17 protein-coding genes are annotated in these 16,786 nt (G+C 53.0%); 4 read left to right on the forward strand and 13 right to left on the reverse strand.

From position 1 onward, the window contains the following. Window positions 1-2: 2 nt before the first annotated feature. The 7 genes from MO867_RS06115 to MO867_RS06145 all read right to left on the reverse strand — a co-directional run bounded on the left by MO867_RS06115 (window position 3) and on the right by MO867_RS06145 (window position 7,129). Window positions 3-395: a MerR family transcriptional regulator gene (locus MO867_RS06115; RefSeq protein ID WP_252465362.1), complete on the reverse strand. Its 393-nt coding sequence runs from the start codon at window positions 393-395 to the stop codon at window positions 3-5. A 31-nt stretch (window positions 396-426) separates the two neighbouring features. Next, the gene (locus MO867_RS06120) at window positions 427-879 is read right to left on the reverse strand and encodes a hypothetical protein (RefSeq protein WP_252465363.1); all 453 of its coding nucleotides are present in this window, start codon (window positions 877-879) and stop codon (window positions 427-429) included. 33 nt (window positions 880-912) lie between these two features. Beyond that, a complete protein-coding gene (locus MO867_RS06125) occupies window positions 913-1,539 on the reverse strand; it encodes a LysE family translocator (RefSeq protein ID WP_252465364.1) in 627 nt (208 codons plus the stop codon). A gap of 24 nt (window positions 1,540-1,563) precedes the next feature. Continuing rightward, window positions 1,564-2,475, reverse strand: coding sequence for a DMT family transporter (locus MO867_RS06130; protein WP_252465408.1), 912 nt, complete (start codon window positions 2,473-2,475; stop codon window positions 1,564-1,566). Window positions 2,476-2,555: 80 nt separating this feature from the next. Further along, entirely contained in the window at window positions 2,556-4,283 is a 1,728-nt protein-coding gene (gene recJ / locus MO867_RS06135) for a single-stranded-DNA-specific exonuclease RecJ (protein ID WP_256473827.1), read from the reverse strand. A 45-nt stretch (window positions 4,284-4,328) separates the two neighbouring features. Further along, window positions 4,329-5,729, reverse strand: a complete 1,401-nt coding sequence (gene thrC / locus MO867_RS06140; RefSeq protein WP_252465365.1) for a threonine synthase — start codon at window positions 5,727-5,729, stop codon at window positions 4,329-4,331. Between the two features lie 92 nt (window positions 5,730-5,821). Further along, the gene (locus tag MO867_RS06145; protein ID WP_252465410.1) at window positions 5,822-7,129 is read right to left on the reverse strand and encodes a homoserine dehydrogenase; all 1,308 of its coding nucleotides are present in this window, start codon (window positions 7,127-7,129) and stop codon (window positions 5,822-5,824) included. A 420-nt stretch (window positions 7,130-7,549) separates the two neighbouring features. Here MO867_RS06145 and MO867_RS06150 point away from each other — a divergent pair, with 420 nt between their 5' ends. From MO867_RS06150 to aspA, 3 genes are all read left to right on the forward strand, one after another. Beyond that, a complete protein-coding gene (locus tag MO867_RS06150; protein WP_252465366.1) occupies window positions 7,550-8,566 on the forward strand; it encodes an asparaginase in 1,017 nt (338 codons plus the stop codon). A 104-nt stretch (window positions 8,567-8,670) separates the two neighbouring features. Then, window positions 8,671-9,486: a helix-turn-helix domain-containing protein gene (locus MO867_RS06155; RefSeq protein ID WP_252465367.1), complete on the forward strand. Its 816-nt coding sequence runs from the start codon at window positions 8,671-8,673 to the stop codon at window positions 9,484-9,486. Between the two features lie 109 nt (window positions 9,487-9,595). Then, window positions 9,596-11,062 (forward strand): aspartate ammonia-lyase, encoded by a 1,467-nt coding sequence (gene aspA, locus MO867_RS06160; RefSeq protein WP_252465368.1) that lies wholly within the window; start codon window positions 9,596-9,598, stop codon window positions 11,060-11,062. A 53-nt stretch (window positions 11,063-11,115) separates the two neighbouring features. On the opposite strand, the gene MO867_RS06165 is transcribed toward aspA, so the two are convergent. The 6 genes from MO867_RS06165 to ffh form a co-directional block, all read right to left on the reverse strand. Further along, window positions 11,116-11,865 carry a DsbC family protein gene (locus MO867_RS06165; protein WP_252465369.1) on the reverse strand — a complete coding sequence of 250 codons (750 nt, stop codon included), beginning with the start codon at window positions 11,863-11,865 and terminating at the stop codon, window positions 11,116-11,118. A gap of 315 nt (window positions 11,866-12,180) precedes the next feature. Continuing rightward, window positions 12,181-12,537: a 50S ribosomal protein L19 gene (gene rplS, locus MO867_RS06170; RefSeq protein WP_444875278.1), complete on the reverse strand. Its 357-nt coding sequence runs from the start codon at window positions 12,535-12,537 to the stop codon at window positions 12,181-12,183. A 73-nt stretch (window positions 12,538-12,610) separates the two neighbouring features. After that, window positions 12,611-13,375 carry a tRNA (guanosine(37)-N1)-methyltransferase TrmD gene (gene trmD / locus MO867_RS06175; RefSeq protein ID WP_252465371.1) on the reverse strand — a complete coding sequence of 255 codons (765 nt, stop codon included), beginning with the start codon at window positions 13,373-13,375 and terminating at the stop codon, window positions 12,611-12,613. A 12-nt stretch (window positions 13,376-13,387) separates the two neighbouring features. After that, window positions 13,388-13,927, reverse strand: coding sequence for a ribosome maturation factor RimM (gene rimM / locus MO867_RS06180; RefSeq protein WP_252465372.1), 540 nt, complete (start codon window positions 13,925-13,927; stop codon window positions 13,388-13,390). A gap of 22 nt (window positions 13,928-13,949) precedes the next feature. Continuing rightward, on the reverse strand, window positions 13,950-14,189 hold the full coding sequence (gene rpsP, locus MO867_RS06185; RefSeq protein WP_252465373.1) for a 30S ribosomal protein S16: 240 nt from the start codon (window positions 14,187-14,189) through the stop codon (window positions 13,950-13,952). Between the two features lie 155 nt (window positions 14,190-14,344). Then, the gene (gene ffh / locus MO867_RS06190) at window positions 14,345-15,775 is read right to left on the reverse strand and encodes a signal recognition particle protein (protein ID WP_252465374.1); all 1,431 of its coding nucleotides are present in this window, start codon (window positions 15,773-15,775) and stop codon (window positions 14,345-14,347) included. A 206-nt stretch (window positions 15,776-15,981) separates the two neighbouring features. On the opposite strand from ffh, the gene MO867_RS06195 reads away from it, so the two are divergent. After that, a complete protein-coding gene (locus MO867_RS06195) occupies window positions 15,982-16,782 on the forward strand; it encodes a cytochrome C assembly family protein (protein WP_252465375.1) in 801 nt (266 codons plus the stop codon). Window positions 16,783-16,786: the final 4 nt, after the last annotated feature.

Below are 16,786 nucleotides of genomic sequence, written 5' to 3' on the forward strand. Positions count from 1 at the left end.
CACTAGGCCTTCTGCCCAGATAGTTTTTCCAGGATTGCGCAATCCGGGGACTCATTACCCGCACAGCTGTCGGCAAATGTCTGCAGAGTGGCGCGCATGCCCAGCAGGGTTTGCAACTGCTCTTCAAGCCGGGACAGCTTGTCACTCACCAGGGCCTTGGTCTCCCAACTGCGACGGTCCGGATTATCTCGCAATTCCAACAGAGCCCGAACCTCCCCTGTGGCAAAGCCGCAGGCCCGTGAATGGCTCACAAAGCACAGGGCCTCCACATCAGCAGGGCTGTAGTTGCGGTATCCATTGACCGCACGGGATGGCACCACTAAACCAATACTCTCGTAATGACGCAGGGCTTTGGCACTAAGGCCCGAGCTCTGCGCTGCCTGGGAAATATTCACACCCGCCCTCTTCAGCGATCAATCGGCGTTCCTAGGCACTATTGTCCCGGCACGCCGAAAACTGATATTGCACCTTTTCGGCAGGGTTGTACCCCAACTCCAAGGCAGCGTCTAGCGCATCCATGCCAACCAGGTGCATCAGTATGTCTCCTGTGGGAGCGCCACATACCGAGGCAAACATTCGGTCGGTACGCACGCCGCAACGGGACTCCTGCACCGCTACACCGCTTCCCCGTAACTTAGCCAGACTCTGTGGCAAAGTCATACCGCCGCCTTCACACTGCTTACTGCCACTACTGCGGTATACCCATACCATCTCCCCTGGGGGCGGGGGTGGCGTGGCAGTGGCTTCGGGTCCAACGGCGCCCGGTATATTCTCGACCTCGTTTTTCACTGCCGGCTCCTCCCTGGACTGACCGCAAGCAGCCACCGTGACAATCAATATCAATGCCCATAATAGGCAAAACAACCGTTTCTTTAGCATCGAGCTTTCTCCATAAAGCAACCATTTCCCGATTCAGGATAGCGCCAGCCAGGCGCCTACCGACAGCATCAATGTACCTGAAATACGGTTAATCAGGCGTACATTCTCAGCGCGCTCCAGCAGGCGGCTGAGCGCTTGGCCACCACCGGCGTAAATCAGTAGGCACAAGGCTTCCAAAAATAGTAAAACTGAGAGCAATATGGTGAACTGAGGGGCCAGGGGCAAGCTGTCATCAATAAAGGGCGGCAGTAGCGCGACAAAAAACGCCCAACCTTTGGGGTTGGCTATAGCGGTTACAAAACCCTGAACTGCCAGCGTGCGCGGCGACGGCAAAGTAAAACTGGACGACTGGCTCTGATCGAGGACCGCGAGCTGGCCGCGAGAGCGCCACATCTGCACCCCCATCCAGGCCAAATAGACAGCCCCACAGTATTTAAACAACTGAAACAGGGTCGGATACTTCACCATAACGACTGCGGCACCGAGTGTCGCGGCGAGCGCGACTAGGGCAACGCCAATCAGCTCACCCACCATCATCCACAGGGTGTGGCGTACCCCTATCGTAATCCCCAAACTCAGGGCCAGCATCATACACAACCCCGGTGTCACCGAGGCAAAGAAACTCGCGGGTACAAAAAGAGCAAGCGCCGATAATTCCATCGCAATTCCTAAGGTCTGATGATACTAATGATGAGTACCGCTGTGGTTCCCGTAATGACTGACCAGCATCCCCGCCAACATCAAACCACAGCCGATCAATTCCGTGGTATTGAGCATTTCATTGAGGAACAGCCAACCCGCGGCCAGGGCGAATACTGCTTCGAGGCTCATAATCACGGTGGCGTGGGAGGGTGCGGCGTAACGCTGGGCCAGCAATTGGAAGGTAAACGCCAGTGCGGTGGAGAAAATCATCATATAGGTAATGGGCCAGGCCGCATCAATCGCTGACTGCAATGTCGCCTCCTCGGTAAATACCGAGGCCACTGCGGATAACAGGCCACATATAAGGAACTGTATGCAGGCGAGTCGCAATGCATCGTAACGCTTCACCAACCGATCGGCGGTAAGCACCTGAATAGCAAAAACAAACGCACTGGCAAATACCATCAGGTCACCAACCAGCTGAGACTCCTCGCTAAAGTCTGCCAGCCAGTAGAGACCGAACAGAGCGAGGCCAATACCCACCCAGGTCCATCGATTGGTTTTATACCCCAAGGACAGACCAATCACCGGCACCAGTAACAGATAGAATCCGGTAATAAACCCGGCACGGCCAGCGGTGGTATACAGCAGACTCACCTGCTGCAGCGCCGATCCGAGAAACAGCCAAAAACCCAGCAAAGCACCACCGGGCAGACAGGCGCGCCAAACGTGAGTAACCTGCCGACCCTTCCCTTCACCGGGCTGGGCATCGCGACGGGAGGACAACCAATACACGATGGGGACCAGAATTAAACCACCGAGAATAAAGCGCCACGCGTTAAATGCCAGCGGCTCAATATCGGCCATGGCAATTTTTTGCGGCACAAATGCCACGCCCCAGAAAAGCGCGGCCAGTAACAACAGAATTTCAGCCTGAACCTGTTTACGTTTCACCAATTTCTACTTCCCACCAAGTTATTTAGCAGCTGCGCACAAGCTTCCTGCATTTCGCCACTGCCGGACAAAAAGTATCCCTATATCGCTTCCAGCAGACTCACCATTAACTGCAGGGATTCCCGCCCACGAAACTCATTCACATCGAGTTTAAAAGCCAGGCGCACCTTTTCTACGGGCTGAGGCCACTGCTCGATATCCACATTGAATGCGATGGCATCGAGGGGCGACTGCGGTGCCTGCGGCGAAGCCACCACCATTTTCAAGTGACGCTCACCGACAATACGCTGCTGTAGCAGTAAAAATTCACCGTCGAATATCGGTTCCGGGAAAGCCTGCCCCCAGGGTGCACAGGCCCGCAACATCGCTGCGGTCTGCAGGGTGTAGTCCGCAGTTTCCAGCTCACCATCGGAGTCGATAACCGCATGCAACTGATTTTCATCTAAGCGATTGCGCACCACCTGTTCAAAAGCCGCACGGAATCCGTCCAGATTTTCTTGTGGCAAGCTCAAACCTGCCGCCATCGCGTGTCCACCAAACTTGCTGATCAAGCCCGGATGGGCAGCCGCCACATCACTCAGTGCGTCGCGGATATGCAAACCGGGGATAGAGCGCGCAGACCCTTTAACCAAGCCATTGTCACCCTCGGCAAATGCGATAACCGGGCGGTGGAATTTTTCTTTAATACGACTGGCCAGAATTCCCACTACGCCCTGATGCCAGTTGGCATCGTAGAGACACAAACTCCAGGGAATCTCCCCCTCCAGGTGCAATTGATCCAGGGCCGCCAGCGCTTCGCGCTGCATCCCCTGCTCAATGGCCTTGCGATCCCGATTAAGAGCATCCAGCTCCCCCGCCAGTTCCCGCGCCTCACTGGGATCACGGGTGAGCAAGCAGCGAATACCAGTTCCAATATCATCGAGTCGCCCCGCAGCATTAATACGCGGTCCCAGGATAAATCCGATATCAGTGGTGGAAAGCCTGCGCTGGTCCCGCCCGGCGACCTCCATCAGCGCGGCAATTCCCGGTCGACAACGGCCAGCACGAATACGCGCGATGCCCTGGTGAACCAGAATACGGTTGTTGTGGTCCAGCGGGACCAAATCTGCCACCGTACCCAAAGCAACTAGATCGAGATACTCGGCCATATTCGGCGGCGAAATACCGCTCTGCTCAAACCAACCACTCTGCTGCAAAGCCGTGCGCAGGTGGCTCAGCAGATAAAAAATCACCCCCACACCAGCGAGATTTTTACTGGGGAAATCGCAACCCGCTTGGTTTGGGTTAACGATGGCATCCGCCTCCGGCAGCTCGCTACCGGGCAGGTGGTGGTCGGTAACAATTACCGTCATTCCGGCGGCTTTGGCTGCTGCCACCCCCTCGATGCTGCTGATGCCGTTGTCGACAGTAACCAGCACATCCGGGCGGTAGTTCTTGGCCACCTCGACAATTTCGGGAGTGAGACCGTAGCCGAAATCGAAGCGATTCGGCACCAAATAGTCGACCCCAGGTGCGCCCATAGCACCCAGCGCCAGTACTGCCAAGGTACTGCTGGTTGCCCCATCCGCATCAAAGTCCCCCACTATGAGGATCTTCTTCTGTTCGTGTACAGCATCTACCAACAGCGCGGCCGCTGCATCCAATCCGCGCATGGTTTGAGGCACCTGCAACCGAGAAAGGCTGTGGTCCAGCGCTTCTTCGCTGGCTATGCCCCGTCCCAACAACACACGCTGTAGTATTTTTGGCGTGTCAGAAGCAAAACGGCCAGTGGAGTAATCCACTGGCCGTCGCTGAATTTTTGTACTCAATGTGATTCTCAGCTAAATAAATATTTTCCGGCAGTCGACTGCCAGCTAACTGCCAGCGGACAACATCGTCGCCATATAGTCGTGTACCTGGGACAATTCGTTGGGCAGTATCTTACACCGCTCCTCGCGCTGCCAAAGGTCCTGCATATGAGCCGGCAGGGGAATCTCTTGTTTTGGTAGCGCCTGGGCTACCGCATCCGGGAATTTTGCCGGGTGCGCGGTGGATAAGCAAACCATTGGCTGCTCATCTGATCGGCGTACCTGGCGGGCGGCTTCGACACCAATGGCCGTGTGGGGGTCAAGCAGGTATTCACTAGAAGAAAAAGCCTCGCGAATCACTTCTATAGTACGACTGTCATCAATACGACAAGAGGAAAATACCTCTCTCGCTCGAGCCAGAACCGACTCACTCAGGTGCATAGGTACACTGCGATCCGCCAGCAGCTCTGCGACTGCTGCCCCATCGCGCCCATACAAATCAAATAACAAACGTTCAAAATTGCTCGACACCATAATATCCATACTGGGCGACAAGCTGTGCACCAGCGGCTTGGGTGTATGGTCGTTGCTGCTGATACAGCGGTGTAGAATATCGTTGGCGTTGGTGGCGATTATTAATTGGTCGATAGGTAACCCCATCTGCCGCGCTAGATAGCCAGCAAAAATATCGCCGAAATTGCCCGTAGGCACCGAGAAATTCACCATTTGGTTCGGGGCACCCAGGCGCAGAGCTGCGTAAAAGTAATACACAATTTGCGCCATGATACGCGCCCAGTTGATAGAGTTCACGGCCACCAAACGGCGTCCATCGGGCAGGAATGACTGATCAGCAAAGCTCGCTTTGACCATATTTTGGCAATCGTCAAAATTGCCTTCTAGTGCAATATTAAACACATTGCCAGACTGTACCGTCGTCATCTGTCGACGCTGGACTTCAGACACCCGATTGTGGGGGTGCAAAATAAAAATATCGATATTTTCGCATTGGCGACAGCCTTCAATAGCGGCGGACCCCGTGTCCCCGGAAGTGGCCCCCATGACCACCACTCTTTCACCGCGCTTTTTCAGTAGGTGATCAAAAAGCTGACCGAGGAGCTGCAAAGCAAAATCTTTAAAGGCCAGGGTGGGACCATGGAACAGCTCCAGTACCCACTCATTGGTATCGGTCTGCACCAGCGGGGCAATGGCCCTGTGGCGGAAATGTTTGTAAGAGCGCCCTATAATTTCGCGTAACTCGTCATCACTCAGATCGCCGCCGACAAACGGCTGAATAATACGAAATGCCAGCTGCTCATAATCGAGCCCAGCCATCGAGGCAATCTCTTCACGGGTAAACTTTGGCAATGTCTCGGGAACATAGAGGCCTCCGTCACTGGCTAGACCTGTAAGAACGGTATCCGCGAAGGATAGTGACGGCGCTTCGCCGCGGGTGCTGACAAATTTCACAGTATTTCTTAGCTCTTATAGCTGGCTGGGAGGAGTTGTTCACCGGGGCACCGCCTGAACGAAAATGCGACAATAAACGGTGCCAGGGAGGTTTAACCGAGACTTTCTACGCGAATTCTAACGACCTCTCCTTCGACAGTATCCAATGTTTCAATTTGGGAAACCGCTAAACGGAGGCTCGCTTCGTCGGCCCGACTGGTAAGAATCACGACGGGAACCAGCGCCTCCGCTGCAACCGGCTCATGTTGAATCAGAGCCTCAATACTAATGCCCTGATCGCTGCAGATAGTGGCAACCTGAGACATCACACCCGGCTTATCGTGAGCGGCTATACGCAGGTAATAGCTGGTAATGACATCTTCCTCAGGCAACACCTGGGTTCCCCCCTGCTCCGCCAGCGCCACGCCGGCGGCGGGTACTCTCTGCTCCGGTTTGGCTTCCAGAGTGCGCGCAACGTCGACGATATCGGCAATGACGGCCGATGCCGTAGCTTCATCGCCGGCACCCGCTCCGTAATATAAGGTCGGGCCCACTGCATCGCCTTCCACCAGCACCGCATTCATTACACCATTCACATTGGCGATCAGGCGACGCTCGGGGATCAGCGTTGGGTGTACTCGCAATTCCACACCCTTGTCGGTGCGACGAGCGATGCCCAGATGCTTAATCCGGTAACCCAGTTCCTCGGCATAGCGGATATCCTCACTACAGATACGACTGATTCCCTCCGTATAGACCTTGTCAAAAGCAAGTGGCATGGCAAACGCCAGTGACGCCATAATTACCAACTTGTGAGCAGCATCAATCCCCTCCACATCAAAAGTGGGATCCGCCTCGGCGTAACCCAAAGCTTGGGCTTGTGCCAGCGCCTGATCAAAACTGCGTCCCTTTTCCCGCATCTCGGTAAGGATATAATTTCCCGTACCGTTGATGATACCGGCTAGCCACTGCACCTGATTCCCCACCAAGCCCTCACGTAGAGACTTGATAATAGGAATGCCGCCAGCTACCGCTGCTTCGTAAGCAATAGTCACACCATGCTGCGCAGCTAGCTCAAAGAGTTCATTGCCGTGCTCGGCAATCAATGCCTTATTCGCAGTCACAATGTGTTTGCCATTTTCAATCGCTGTCCGTACCAATTCCTTCGCTACAGTCGTGCCACCGATCAGCTCCACCAGGATATCCACACTGGGATTGCTGGCGACATCGAAGATGTCCCGAGTCACGCTTAACTGGCTGGTATCGCAATTGGGGTTGTCGCGGCGCGCACCTATCTGCTCAATCACCAGAGCGCGGCCGCAGCGCGCTGCGACCTCCCGGCCGTTGCGCGCCAGTACATTGAGAGTGCCGCTGCCGACAGTCCCTAAACCACATATACCGATCCGCACTGCACGGGGTATTTTTTTTGCAGCCACCTGAGCCTCAACCTCCGCAGTCTCTTCAACTGTTGCGCTCACAATTTTCCTCCGCGCAATTACCCATGGCAGCCGGCTTTGCCGGGTATAAAACCCCAAGCCATTAGCAACGCTACTGTGGAAAACCACGCAATAAATGCATATAAAATTGACAAAAGATCAACAACTTTACCGAGCGTACCGTAAAAAAGTCAATATAATTGCGCCACGCTACCACTGCCAACCCCTCGGTGGCAGTCGAAACTCCTGTCACCCAAAAACACCTCTTGAAACGAACCCCATCCTCAGTAGATGCTATATAAGCATCTAGTAGCATCAGGTAACAACAACCTGCGAAATTGCATCCACCGCGCCTTTCCACACAATAGGGGCGCACAAAATCCAGACTCAGATAGTGGTCGAGCAATGAAGAAAACCTTAATTCTATATACCGGTGGAACTCTGGGAATGCGCCGTAGCCAATCGGGCTATGTGCCAGATCCCGACTTGGAAGGCGCTCTGGGCCGCCTCCTACAAGATGTGATCGGCCAACTCCCCCAGTACGACTTCCAGGCACTCGACCCTCTACTGGATAGCGCCAATATGCAACCACAGGACTGGTACCACATTGCCAGCCTGATACGCGACAACTATAGCCAGTACTCAGGCTTTTTGGTGTTGCACGGCACTGACACTATGGCCTATACGGCATCAGCCCTTTCCTTTGCCTTACAGGGAATCGAAAAGCCAGTCCTAGTAACCGGCTCACAAATTCCCCTGCGGGAAATGCGCAGTGATGCCTACAACAATTTGATTGCGGCGCTTTTGTTAAGCGGTTCTGACGAAATCAAAGAGATATGTTTGTATTTCAACGGCAAGTTGCTGCGCGGCAATCGCGCCGTAAAGGTGAGTTCTGGCTCTCTCAATGCTTTTGTCAGCCCCAATTATCCCTGCCTGGGAGAGGTGGGCATTCAGGTCAACATTGATCTCAAGGCCCTACTGACTCCCTCTGGCATACCAGAATTCCAGATTCCCGCCGACACCGATGGGGGCGTGGTTCTTTTGAAACTGTTCCCCGGCATTTCCCCGAACCTGATCGAAAAAATCCTGGAAAGCCACCCCAAAGGTCTGGTTATTGAAACTTATGGCACCGGCAACGCACCGACAAATAACAGCGCATTTACGGCCCAGCTGGAGAAAGCCTCACAGCTCGACACTATCTGCGTGGCCGTATCCCAATGCTTGGAACACCAAGTCGACCTGGGCAAATACGCGGCAGGATCGGCGCTACTGGATGCCGGTGTTATCGGCGGTCTGGATATGACTAGCGAAGCCTGCTTTGCAAAATTAAATCACTTACTGGCAATGGGACACCCCCCCTCAGAAATTAAATCCCTGATGGAAAATCCGCTATGTGGAGAGTGTAGCAACCCCGACCAATAATACGGGATTGGCTTGGCGAAGTACTGCAGCTTCGCCTTTCAAAAATGGATTGAATTAACAACAGGGATTATAGGGACAGCTTTCGACCCAGAAGCAAAATACTGATGAGCAACGACTTTCCACAAAACCTACGCCTTCTGTGTGGCTTCTATCCATCCATTGCCGAGGTGTGCCGGCGGATAGGGGTAAACCGTGCACAATTTAATAAATACCTCAACGGCAACACCCAGCCTTCGCAATATACTCTGGGGAAAATCTGTCACTTTTTTGGCGTTGAACCCCATGAAATTATGATGCCGCACGAACAGTTCAACCAAATTGTCCGTGTGCGCAGCAATCCGTCCTCTGACAGCGATCCAGTACGCCCATACAATCGTAACATTGATCTTCTGATACAAGAATCTCAGGGCCGGGCCGATAAATATCTGGGCTTCTATTTTGAATACCACTACTCCATGACTTTTCCCGATCATATTATTCGCAGCCTGCTGCATATTGAGTCTGATGGTGATAGTTATTATTTTCAGCGCTTTGAACGCATGCGCTACCCGGATAGGGATGAGTGGTATAAATCCCGCTACAAGGGCATGTTACTTTTTCTTGCTGACCGCATTTTTCTGATCGGTTATGAGGCGTTAACCCACAACGAAATCGCCCAAACTATTCTATACCCCACCTATAAAAGCCGTGTCAGCTACCTATCCGGATTAAAGTTGGGCGCATCGGCCAGTGACAGGCGTGAGCCTGTTTGCACAAAAGTTGTTCTCGAATCCCTAGGGAGGAAAATCAGTATTAAGAGCGCATTAAAACTATGCGGTGTCTTTGGCCCTGAGTCCGAGGAAATTAACAAAAACATTCGCGAAAATATTCGGGCCACTACCACAGAAGGGCCGCAAAGTTTCTTTGCCACACCCCTTTAATTACTCCAGACAACAATCAATTATTATACCAACTCGAGGTTTACGGGAGATTCGATCATCACTCCGCTTAACTCTACGCAAACCCAGACGATGAAGAAATGAGAAAAACATGACCAATGATTTCCACACACTCAAACCGATGCCGGTCTTCAATGCTGGCTCGGAGACTCGCCTGGAGCGCGACTTATTGGGTGAGCGCGAGGTGCCCACGGATGTCTATTTCGGTATTCAAACTCTACGCGCTTTGGAGAATTTCCAGATTACTGGTATCACGCTCAACCACTTTCCCAATCTGGTAAAAGCGCTAGCCATGGTTAAAAAAGCTGCGGCCAACGCCAATGGGCAACTCGGCTATCTCGAGCCTAAATTGCAAAGCGCCATCGCTGGCGCCTGCGACGAAATTATTGATGGAAAACTACTCGATCAGTTTCTGGTAGATATGATTCAGGGCGGTGCCGGCACCTCAACCAATATGAATGCCAACGAGGTTATTGCCAATCGTGCACTCGAATTATTGGGGCACAAAAAAGGCGAGTACAAAAAAGTACACCCCAACAACCACGTCAACCTTTCACAATCCACCAATGATGTCTATCCAACTTCGATAAACCTGGCAATTTTGCTCAGCTACAGCGACTTGGTGCAATCTATGGAGAGCCTGTGTGTCGAGTTTGACAAAAAGGCATCAGAATTCAACTCGGTCATTAAAATGGGGCGCACCCAATTACAAGATGCGGTTCCTATGACGCTCGGCCAGGAATTTGCGGCTTTTGCTGCTACTATGCGTGAGGATGTTGCTAGGGTAAAAGAGCTAGTAACTCTGTTCAAAGAAATCAATATGGGAGGCACTGCCATTGGTACGGGTATCAATACCGACCCAGAGTATCGTCAATTGGTCGTCAATGCCCTATCAAAAATTTCTTCTATTGATTTTGTCTGCGCCGAAAACCTAGTTGAAGCCACCTCTGATATGGGGGCCTTTGTTATGTTTTCCGGCGTAATGAAACGTATCGCCGTTAAAATCTCGAAAATTTGCAGCGATTTGCGTTTACTTTCCAGCGGCCCCCGCGCTGGCTTCAATGAGATTAACCTGCCACCCATGCAACCCGGTTCATCCATTATGCCCGGCAAGGTCAACCCGGTCATTCCCGAAGTGGTTAACCAAGTCGCTTATCAGGTTATTGGTAACGACCTCACCATTACCTTGGCCGCGGAATCTGGCCAGCTGCAGCTCAACGTTATGGAACCGGTAATCGCCTTTAACCTGCTTCAGTCTATGCGCCTGATGACCCAGGCCATGAACACCTTAGCCCAACGCTGCGTAAACGGAATTACTGCCAATGAAGAGCACTGTCTGCAAATGGTGGAAAATAGCATCGGCTTGATTACCGCCGTAAACCCGTTTATTGGCTACGAGAATGCGACACGCATTGCCAAGCAGGCACTCATTACCGGTGCGAGCGTCAAGCAATTGATCCTTGAGGAAGGATTACTCAACGAGGAAGAACTGAATGATATTCTCGCCCCAGAAAATATGACTCAGCCAAGAAAAGTGGCGATTAAAAACCTTGTGTAGGAATATCAACCGGCAGTAGCAATACTGCCGGTTAATCGAGCTTTAATAAGTGATTAAATTCCCAACTCACTCACCAGAGAGGCTGGCGGCAGGTAACCGGGAACTACCCGACCATCCTCCATGACAATCGTCGGTGTTCCACGAACATCAATTGCCTCGTTACCCAATTTGTACTGGGCGGCAACCGGATTCGTCTTACACACATCCAAAGGCACGTTTTCACGATTTTTCAGTGCTGTCAGGGTCTTATTGCTGTCCTCTGCGCACCAGGCCGTTGCCAGCTTACGGTACCCTAGAGAATTGAGCCCACCGCGCGGGAATGCCAGATAGCGCACTTCAATACCACGCTTGTTCAACTCTGGAACATCCTGATGAAGCTTGCGGCAATAGCCACAATCTACATCGGTGAATACGTAGACACTCGCCTTGGTTTCACCCTTGGGAGAAAAAACAATCATGTCCTCGGTATCCAGCGCACCCATTACCTTAGCACGATGGGTCGCCCTGCGTTGCTCGGAGAGATTGGCAACACCACTGCTTTTCACTTGATAGAGGTCGCCATAAACAAAATGGTTTCCGTCAGCGGAGACAAACAGTGTCGTATTACCGCCATCGACGTCCACTTCATAGAGGCCTTTGATCGGACTTTCACGAACCTCTCCATAGCTCGCCTTGGGATTACCTGCCTCAAGGCGTGTCTTGATAGTCTTCACAATATTTGCATCGACTTCGGCCAAGGCCGCAGAGCCCACCAGACTGAGTAGCGCGCCAGCGATTGCCAGTGGCTTCTTGATAAGCGTCATTACCAATTGCTCCTTAAATTCTCATTGGGCTTCGACTTAATCGTCGGCTTTGAGTTCCAGCCAGTATGGCAGCTGTTTACCGCTATGGACTTATATGGCGCGTTTTAACATATTCAGGCACCAGAGGCCACGCCAAACCCTATAGGACGTGAGCCGTGTAGCGAAATTAACCGCCTCTTGGTGTGCGATGTAGCCAGTACTGAAGATGGCACCCAAGCCCCCAGAACACCACCGGGAAACCAAGCAAGACTATAAATAATCCACAAACAAAAAGGCCGAAGCAATGCTTCGGCCTTTTTTATATCCAGAGAAAGCTTAGTTGAGCTTCTCTTTGATACGTGCAGCTTTACCTGTGAGGCTGCGCAAGTAGTACAGCTTAGCTTGGCGTACATCACCGCGACGCTTAACTTTAAGACTGTCCACAATCGGGCTGTGAGTCTGGAAAGTACGCTCAACACCAACACCGTGGGAAATTTTACGCACGGTGAAAGAGGAGTTTAGGCCGCGGTTGCGCTTGGCAATCACCACACCTTCGAACGCCTGCAGACGCTCACGGTTACCTTCCTTTACTTTTACCTGAACGATGACAGTATCGCCCGGTGCGAAAGGAGGCACTTCGCTCTTCAGCTGTTCCTGCTCCAGCTGCTGGATTATTTTATTAGTCATTTGGATTGCTCCCAAATACAGATTATGTAGCTTCTCAGCTAGTTCACCGAACTACTCTCGCCTCCCGGCGAATCCGGCATCAAATTTCTTTGAGCTTCCGCTCCTGCTGAATCTCATCCAACAGCAGCGTTTGCTCATCGCTCAACTCCAACCCTTTGAGTAAATCCGGGCGACGCTGCAGCGTGCGCGCCAGAGCCTGTTTCAGGCGCCAGCGGCGTATTCTTTCGTGGTTACCCGAAAGCAGAACTTCCGGTACCGCTACACCCCGATATTGCTCCGGTCGGGTATAGTGTGGACAGTCCAGCAAGCCAGAGGAGAAAGAGTCCTCAACCGCCGATTGGTTGTGCCCAAGCGCTCCGGGAATCAAGCGGGTAATAGTATCCACCATCACCATAGCAGCCAATTCACCACCACTTAGGACGTAATCACCAATTGACCATTCTTCGTCGATCAAAGACTCGACGATACGCTCATCTACACCTTCGTAGCGCCCCGCTAACAACACCAAGTTGTCAGTAATGGAGAGCTGTTCCACTCCACCCTGATCGAGCTGTCGTCCCTGGGGAGACATGTAGATACTGCGTACAGATTCACCACCTTCTCCAGCCCAAGTTCGAGCTGCCTCGAGGGCCTGATAAAGGGGTTCAGCCAACATCACCATTCCCGGTCCGCCGCCATAGGGACGGTCGTCAACAGTCCGGTGCCTGTCACCGGTAAAGTCCCGAGGGTTCCAGCAGCGTACTTCTAAAAGGCCATCTTTCACGGCCCTACCGCTGACACCGTACTCGGTCAATGCGGCAAACATTTCCGGAAAAATACTTACCAGAGCGATTCGTTTTACCATCGCCCTAACGCCTCAAAATGCCGGGTCCCAGTCGACGGTAATAATACCGGCTTCCAGGTCAATATTTGCAATAAACTGGCCCGGCAGATAAGGGATCAAGCGCTCGCGCCCGTCCGCACCTCCACGCACCACCAATACATCGTTGGCGCCAGTTTCCATCATGCGAGCGACAGTGCCAAAATCGTGCTCTTCGCCATCAAAGTGGCTGATAACCTGCAAACCCTGAAGCTGGTGCCAGTAATACTCACCTCGCTCAAGATCAGGCATAAAGTCACGTGTTATAGCAATATCGCGCTGGCAAAATTGAGCCGCCAAATCGCGGTCATCAATGCCCTTCACATGCACAATCAAGCCCTTGCCGTGACGCTTACCAGCGTCAATTTCGAGAGCTTCCCAGCCTTTCGGCCCCTGCAACCACCACTTGGGGAACTGCAGAATATTGTCCATCGGCTCGGTATAGGAGTGAACCTTCACCCAGCCACGCACACCATAAACGGTAGTTACGCGCCCAACCGTGACCAATTCTTCGGAAGGTCTTCCGCTATCTGTCACAGGCGCACCACTGACACGCAAATTAAGCGGAATCTTTCAGCAGCTTGCTGACGCGGTCAGAAACCTGTGCACCATGACCCAGCCAGTAGTCAACGCGCTCACGATCAACACGCAGACGCTCTTCCTGACCACGAGCAACCGGGTTGAAGAAACCGACACGCTCAATAAAACGACCGTCGCGAGATTTGCGGCTGTCGGTCACGGTCAGATGATAAAATGGGCGCTTCTTAGCACCACCACGAGCCAAACGAATGGTTACCATGTAACTTTCCTATAGGTTCAACACTAGATAACTGCACTAAGCAGTCACCAAAACAACTATGCCGGCAGCTCCCCCGGCGAAAGGCGGCGTATTCTAATGTACCGCCTCAGATTTGTATAGGGCCGCTAAGCCAAGCGGCCCCAGGGTAAATGCCGTTACTTTTTCTTCATACCGGGAGGAAGTCCTCCGGGTAGACCAGCCATACCGCCCCCGGCACCGCCTCCAGGCATGCCACCACCGCCCATACCAGGCAGGCCGCCCAGGCCGCGCATCATCTTACCCATGCCGCCGCCCTTGAGTTTTTTCATCATTTTGCCCATTTGCTTATGCTGCTTTAACAGGCGGTTGAGGTCTTGCAACTGGGTGCCGGAGCCCGCAACAATACGTCGCTTACGAGAGCCGTTCAGAACATCTGGATTGCGACGCTCAGCGGGCGTCATGGAGGAGATAATGGCATCCATACGCTTAAACTCCTTACCCATGTCCGCCTGCTGGGCGGCCTGGGCCAGGCCACCCATACCGGGCATCTTGTCTAGTAGAGAGCCGAACCCCCCCATATTCTGCATTTGCTGAAGCTGATCGCGCAGGTCTTCCAGGTCAAAACTCTTACCCTTCTGCACCTTCTTAACCAGCTTCTCGGCCTTCTCCTTGTCGATCTTTTGCTCTGCCTCTTCGATCAAAGACAGAATATCTCCCATCCCCAAAATACGGGAGGCAATACGATCGGGGTGGAAGGTCTCCAATGCATCAGTCTTTTCACCGACACCGATAAACTTGATCGGCTTGCCAGTAACATGGCGAACTGACAAGGCTGCACCACCGCGGGCATCACCGTCGGCCTTGGTAAGAATAACACCCGTCAATGGCAGCGCATCGTTAAAGGCACTCGCGGTATTGACCGCATCCTGACCAATCATCGCATCGATTACGAACAGCGTCTCTGCCGGATTCAGCTCACTGTGCAGCTCGCGAATCTCATCCATCAGCCGCGTATCCACATGCAGGCGGCCCGCAGTATCGACAATCAGCACATCGGCAAACTGTTTGCGGGCAGCATCTACCGCACCCTTGGCAATATCCAGGGGTTTCTGCTCGGCTGTGGAAGGGTAGAACTGCGCACCCACCTCGCCGGCAAGTGTTTCCAGCTGCTTGATGGCGGCAGGGCGGTAAACATCCGCACTCACCACCATCACCTTTTTCTTTTCTCGCTCTTGCAGGTACTTGGCCAACTTGGCAACACTGGTGGTTTTACCAGCACCCTGAAGGCCCGCCATCAGAATAACTGCAGGAGGCTGTACGGCAAGGTTGAGAGGCTCAGCTGCAGCGCCCATCACCTTGACCAGTTCATCCTGAACAATCTTGACGAACTGCTGCCCGGGATTGAGAGCCTTGCTAACCTTCTGCCCCACCGCAGCGGTACGTACCTGCTGAACAAATGCTTTTACTACAGGTAGGGCGACATCCGCCTCCAGCAGTGCTTTGCGAACTTCGCGCAGGGTATCGCGGACATTATCATCCGTTAGGCGCGCCTTACCGGTGACTTTTTTTAAGGCCGCCGATAAGCGGTCACTCAGGTTATCGAACATAAATTCGTCTCGACTTCTCCGTTTGCGGACCCAACCCCAGTGCGGAGGGGCGCGAAATTAAGGGCAGCTGACTACAACTCCCTCTATGAGGCGCGGCAGTATAGCTCAGGTATCGTCACAGCCGAAATATCGCCAAGTCTTCCTTGTTTCTACAGGCTGTGACACACTCCTGACCTATCGCAATAAATGAAGACACGGATTTATCAATGGCGGCTATCGCCCACTGGACAGCTATCGCTTTCTACCTGGCTACGACCGCAGTTGCAGCTGCGGCACTGACCCGAAAACAGCAGCCGGACTCCAAGTTACTTCTCAGCCTTCTGGCTGGCGCGCTTGTTACGCACGGAATATCCCTCGGACACACCCTTTTCTCCCCCGAAGGCTATCGCTTCGACTTATTGGCAATGCTCTCTTTGATATCCTGGGTGGTGAATTTTTTACTACTTATCCTTGCCCTGGGCCGACCTCTCACACTACTTATCCTTATATTTGCACCCATCGGGGCGGCCACCGAGTTCGCCGCTTCCCATACCTGGGGCCAGGTGACTCCTCACCAGCAGCTCTCTGCCGGCATTGCCGTACATGCGATGCTATCTATTTCTGCATACTCACTTTTAACCCTTGCTACCCTGCAAGCGGTCTACCTCTTCTATTTAAACCAGCAGCTGCACAATCACAGACCGGTGGGCGCCACTCGCCTTCTGCCACCGCTACAGAGCATGGAGTCTCTACTGTTTGGCCTGATCACTTTTGGCCAACTACTTCTGACCGCCTCACTAGCAACCGGCTTCGTTTTTGTCGGCAATCTCTTTGAAGAGGGGCCCATACACAAAACCGTACTCTCCATGGTGGCCTGGGTGCTCTATAGCATCCTCCTATGGGGGCACTGGCAATTGGGCTGGCGGGGAAATACTGCGGTGCGCTGGACTCTGAGCGCTTTTGCTGCGTTGATGCTGGCCTACTTTGGCAGCAAGCTGGTTATGGAGGTTATTCTTCCGCACGTCTAAATGA

The sequence above is a fragment of the Microbulbifer okhotskensis genome (assembly GCF_023895975.1).
Classification (GTDB): domain Bacteria; phylum Pseudomonadota; class Gammaproteobacteria; order Pseudomonadales; family Cellvibrionaceae; genus Microbulbifer; species Microbulbifer okhotskensis.

Coding starts and splice junctions, on each gene's coding strand:
- MO867_RS06120 (WP_252465363.1), bottom strand. CDS start 879: ATGCTAAAGAAACGGTTGTTTTGCCTATTATGGGCATTGATATTGATT.
- aspA (WP_252465368.1), top strand. CDS start 9,596: ATGACCAATGATTTCCACACACTCAAACCGATGCCGGTCTTCAATGCT.
- trmD (WP_252465371.1), bottom strand. CDS start 13,375: ATGGTAAAACGAATCGCTCTGGTAAGTATTTTTCCGGAAATGTTTGCC.
- MO867_RS06125 (WP_252465364.1), bottom strand. CDS start 1,539: ATGGAATTATCGGCGCTTGCTCTTTTTGTACCCGCGAGTTTCTTTGCC.
- MO867_RS06155 (WP_252465367.1), top strand. CDS start 8,671: ATGAGCAACGACTTTCCACAAAACCTACGCCTTCTGTGTGGCTTCTAT.
- rpsP (WP_252465373.1), bottom strand. CDS start 14,189: ATGGTAACCATTCGTTTGGCTCGTGGTGGTGCTAAGAAGCGCCCATTT.
- MO867_RS06150 (WP_252465366.1), top strand. CDS start 7,550: ATGAAGAAAACCTTAATTCTATATACCGGTGGAACTCTGGGAATGCGC.
- ffh (WP_252465374.1), bottom strand. CDS start 15,775: ATGTTCGATAACCTGAGTGACCGCTTATCGGCGGCCTTAAAAAAAGTC.
- MO867_RS06195 (WP_252465375.1), top strand. CDS start 15,982: ATGGCGGCTATCGCCCACTGGACAGCTATCGCTTTCTACCTGGCTACG.
- MO867_RS06165 (WP_252465369.1), bottom strand. CDS start 11,865: ATGACGCTTATCAAGAAGCCACTGGCAATCGCTGGCGCGCTACTCAGT.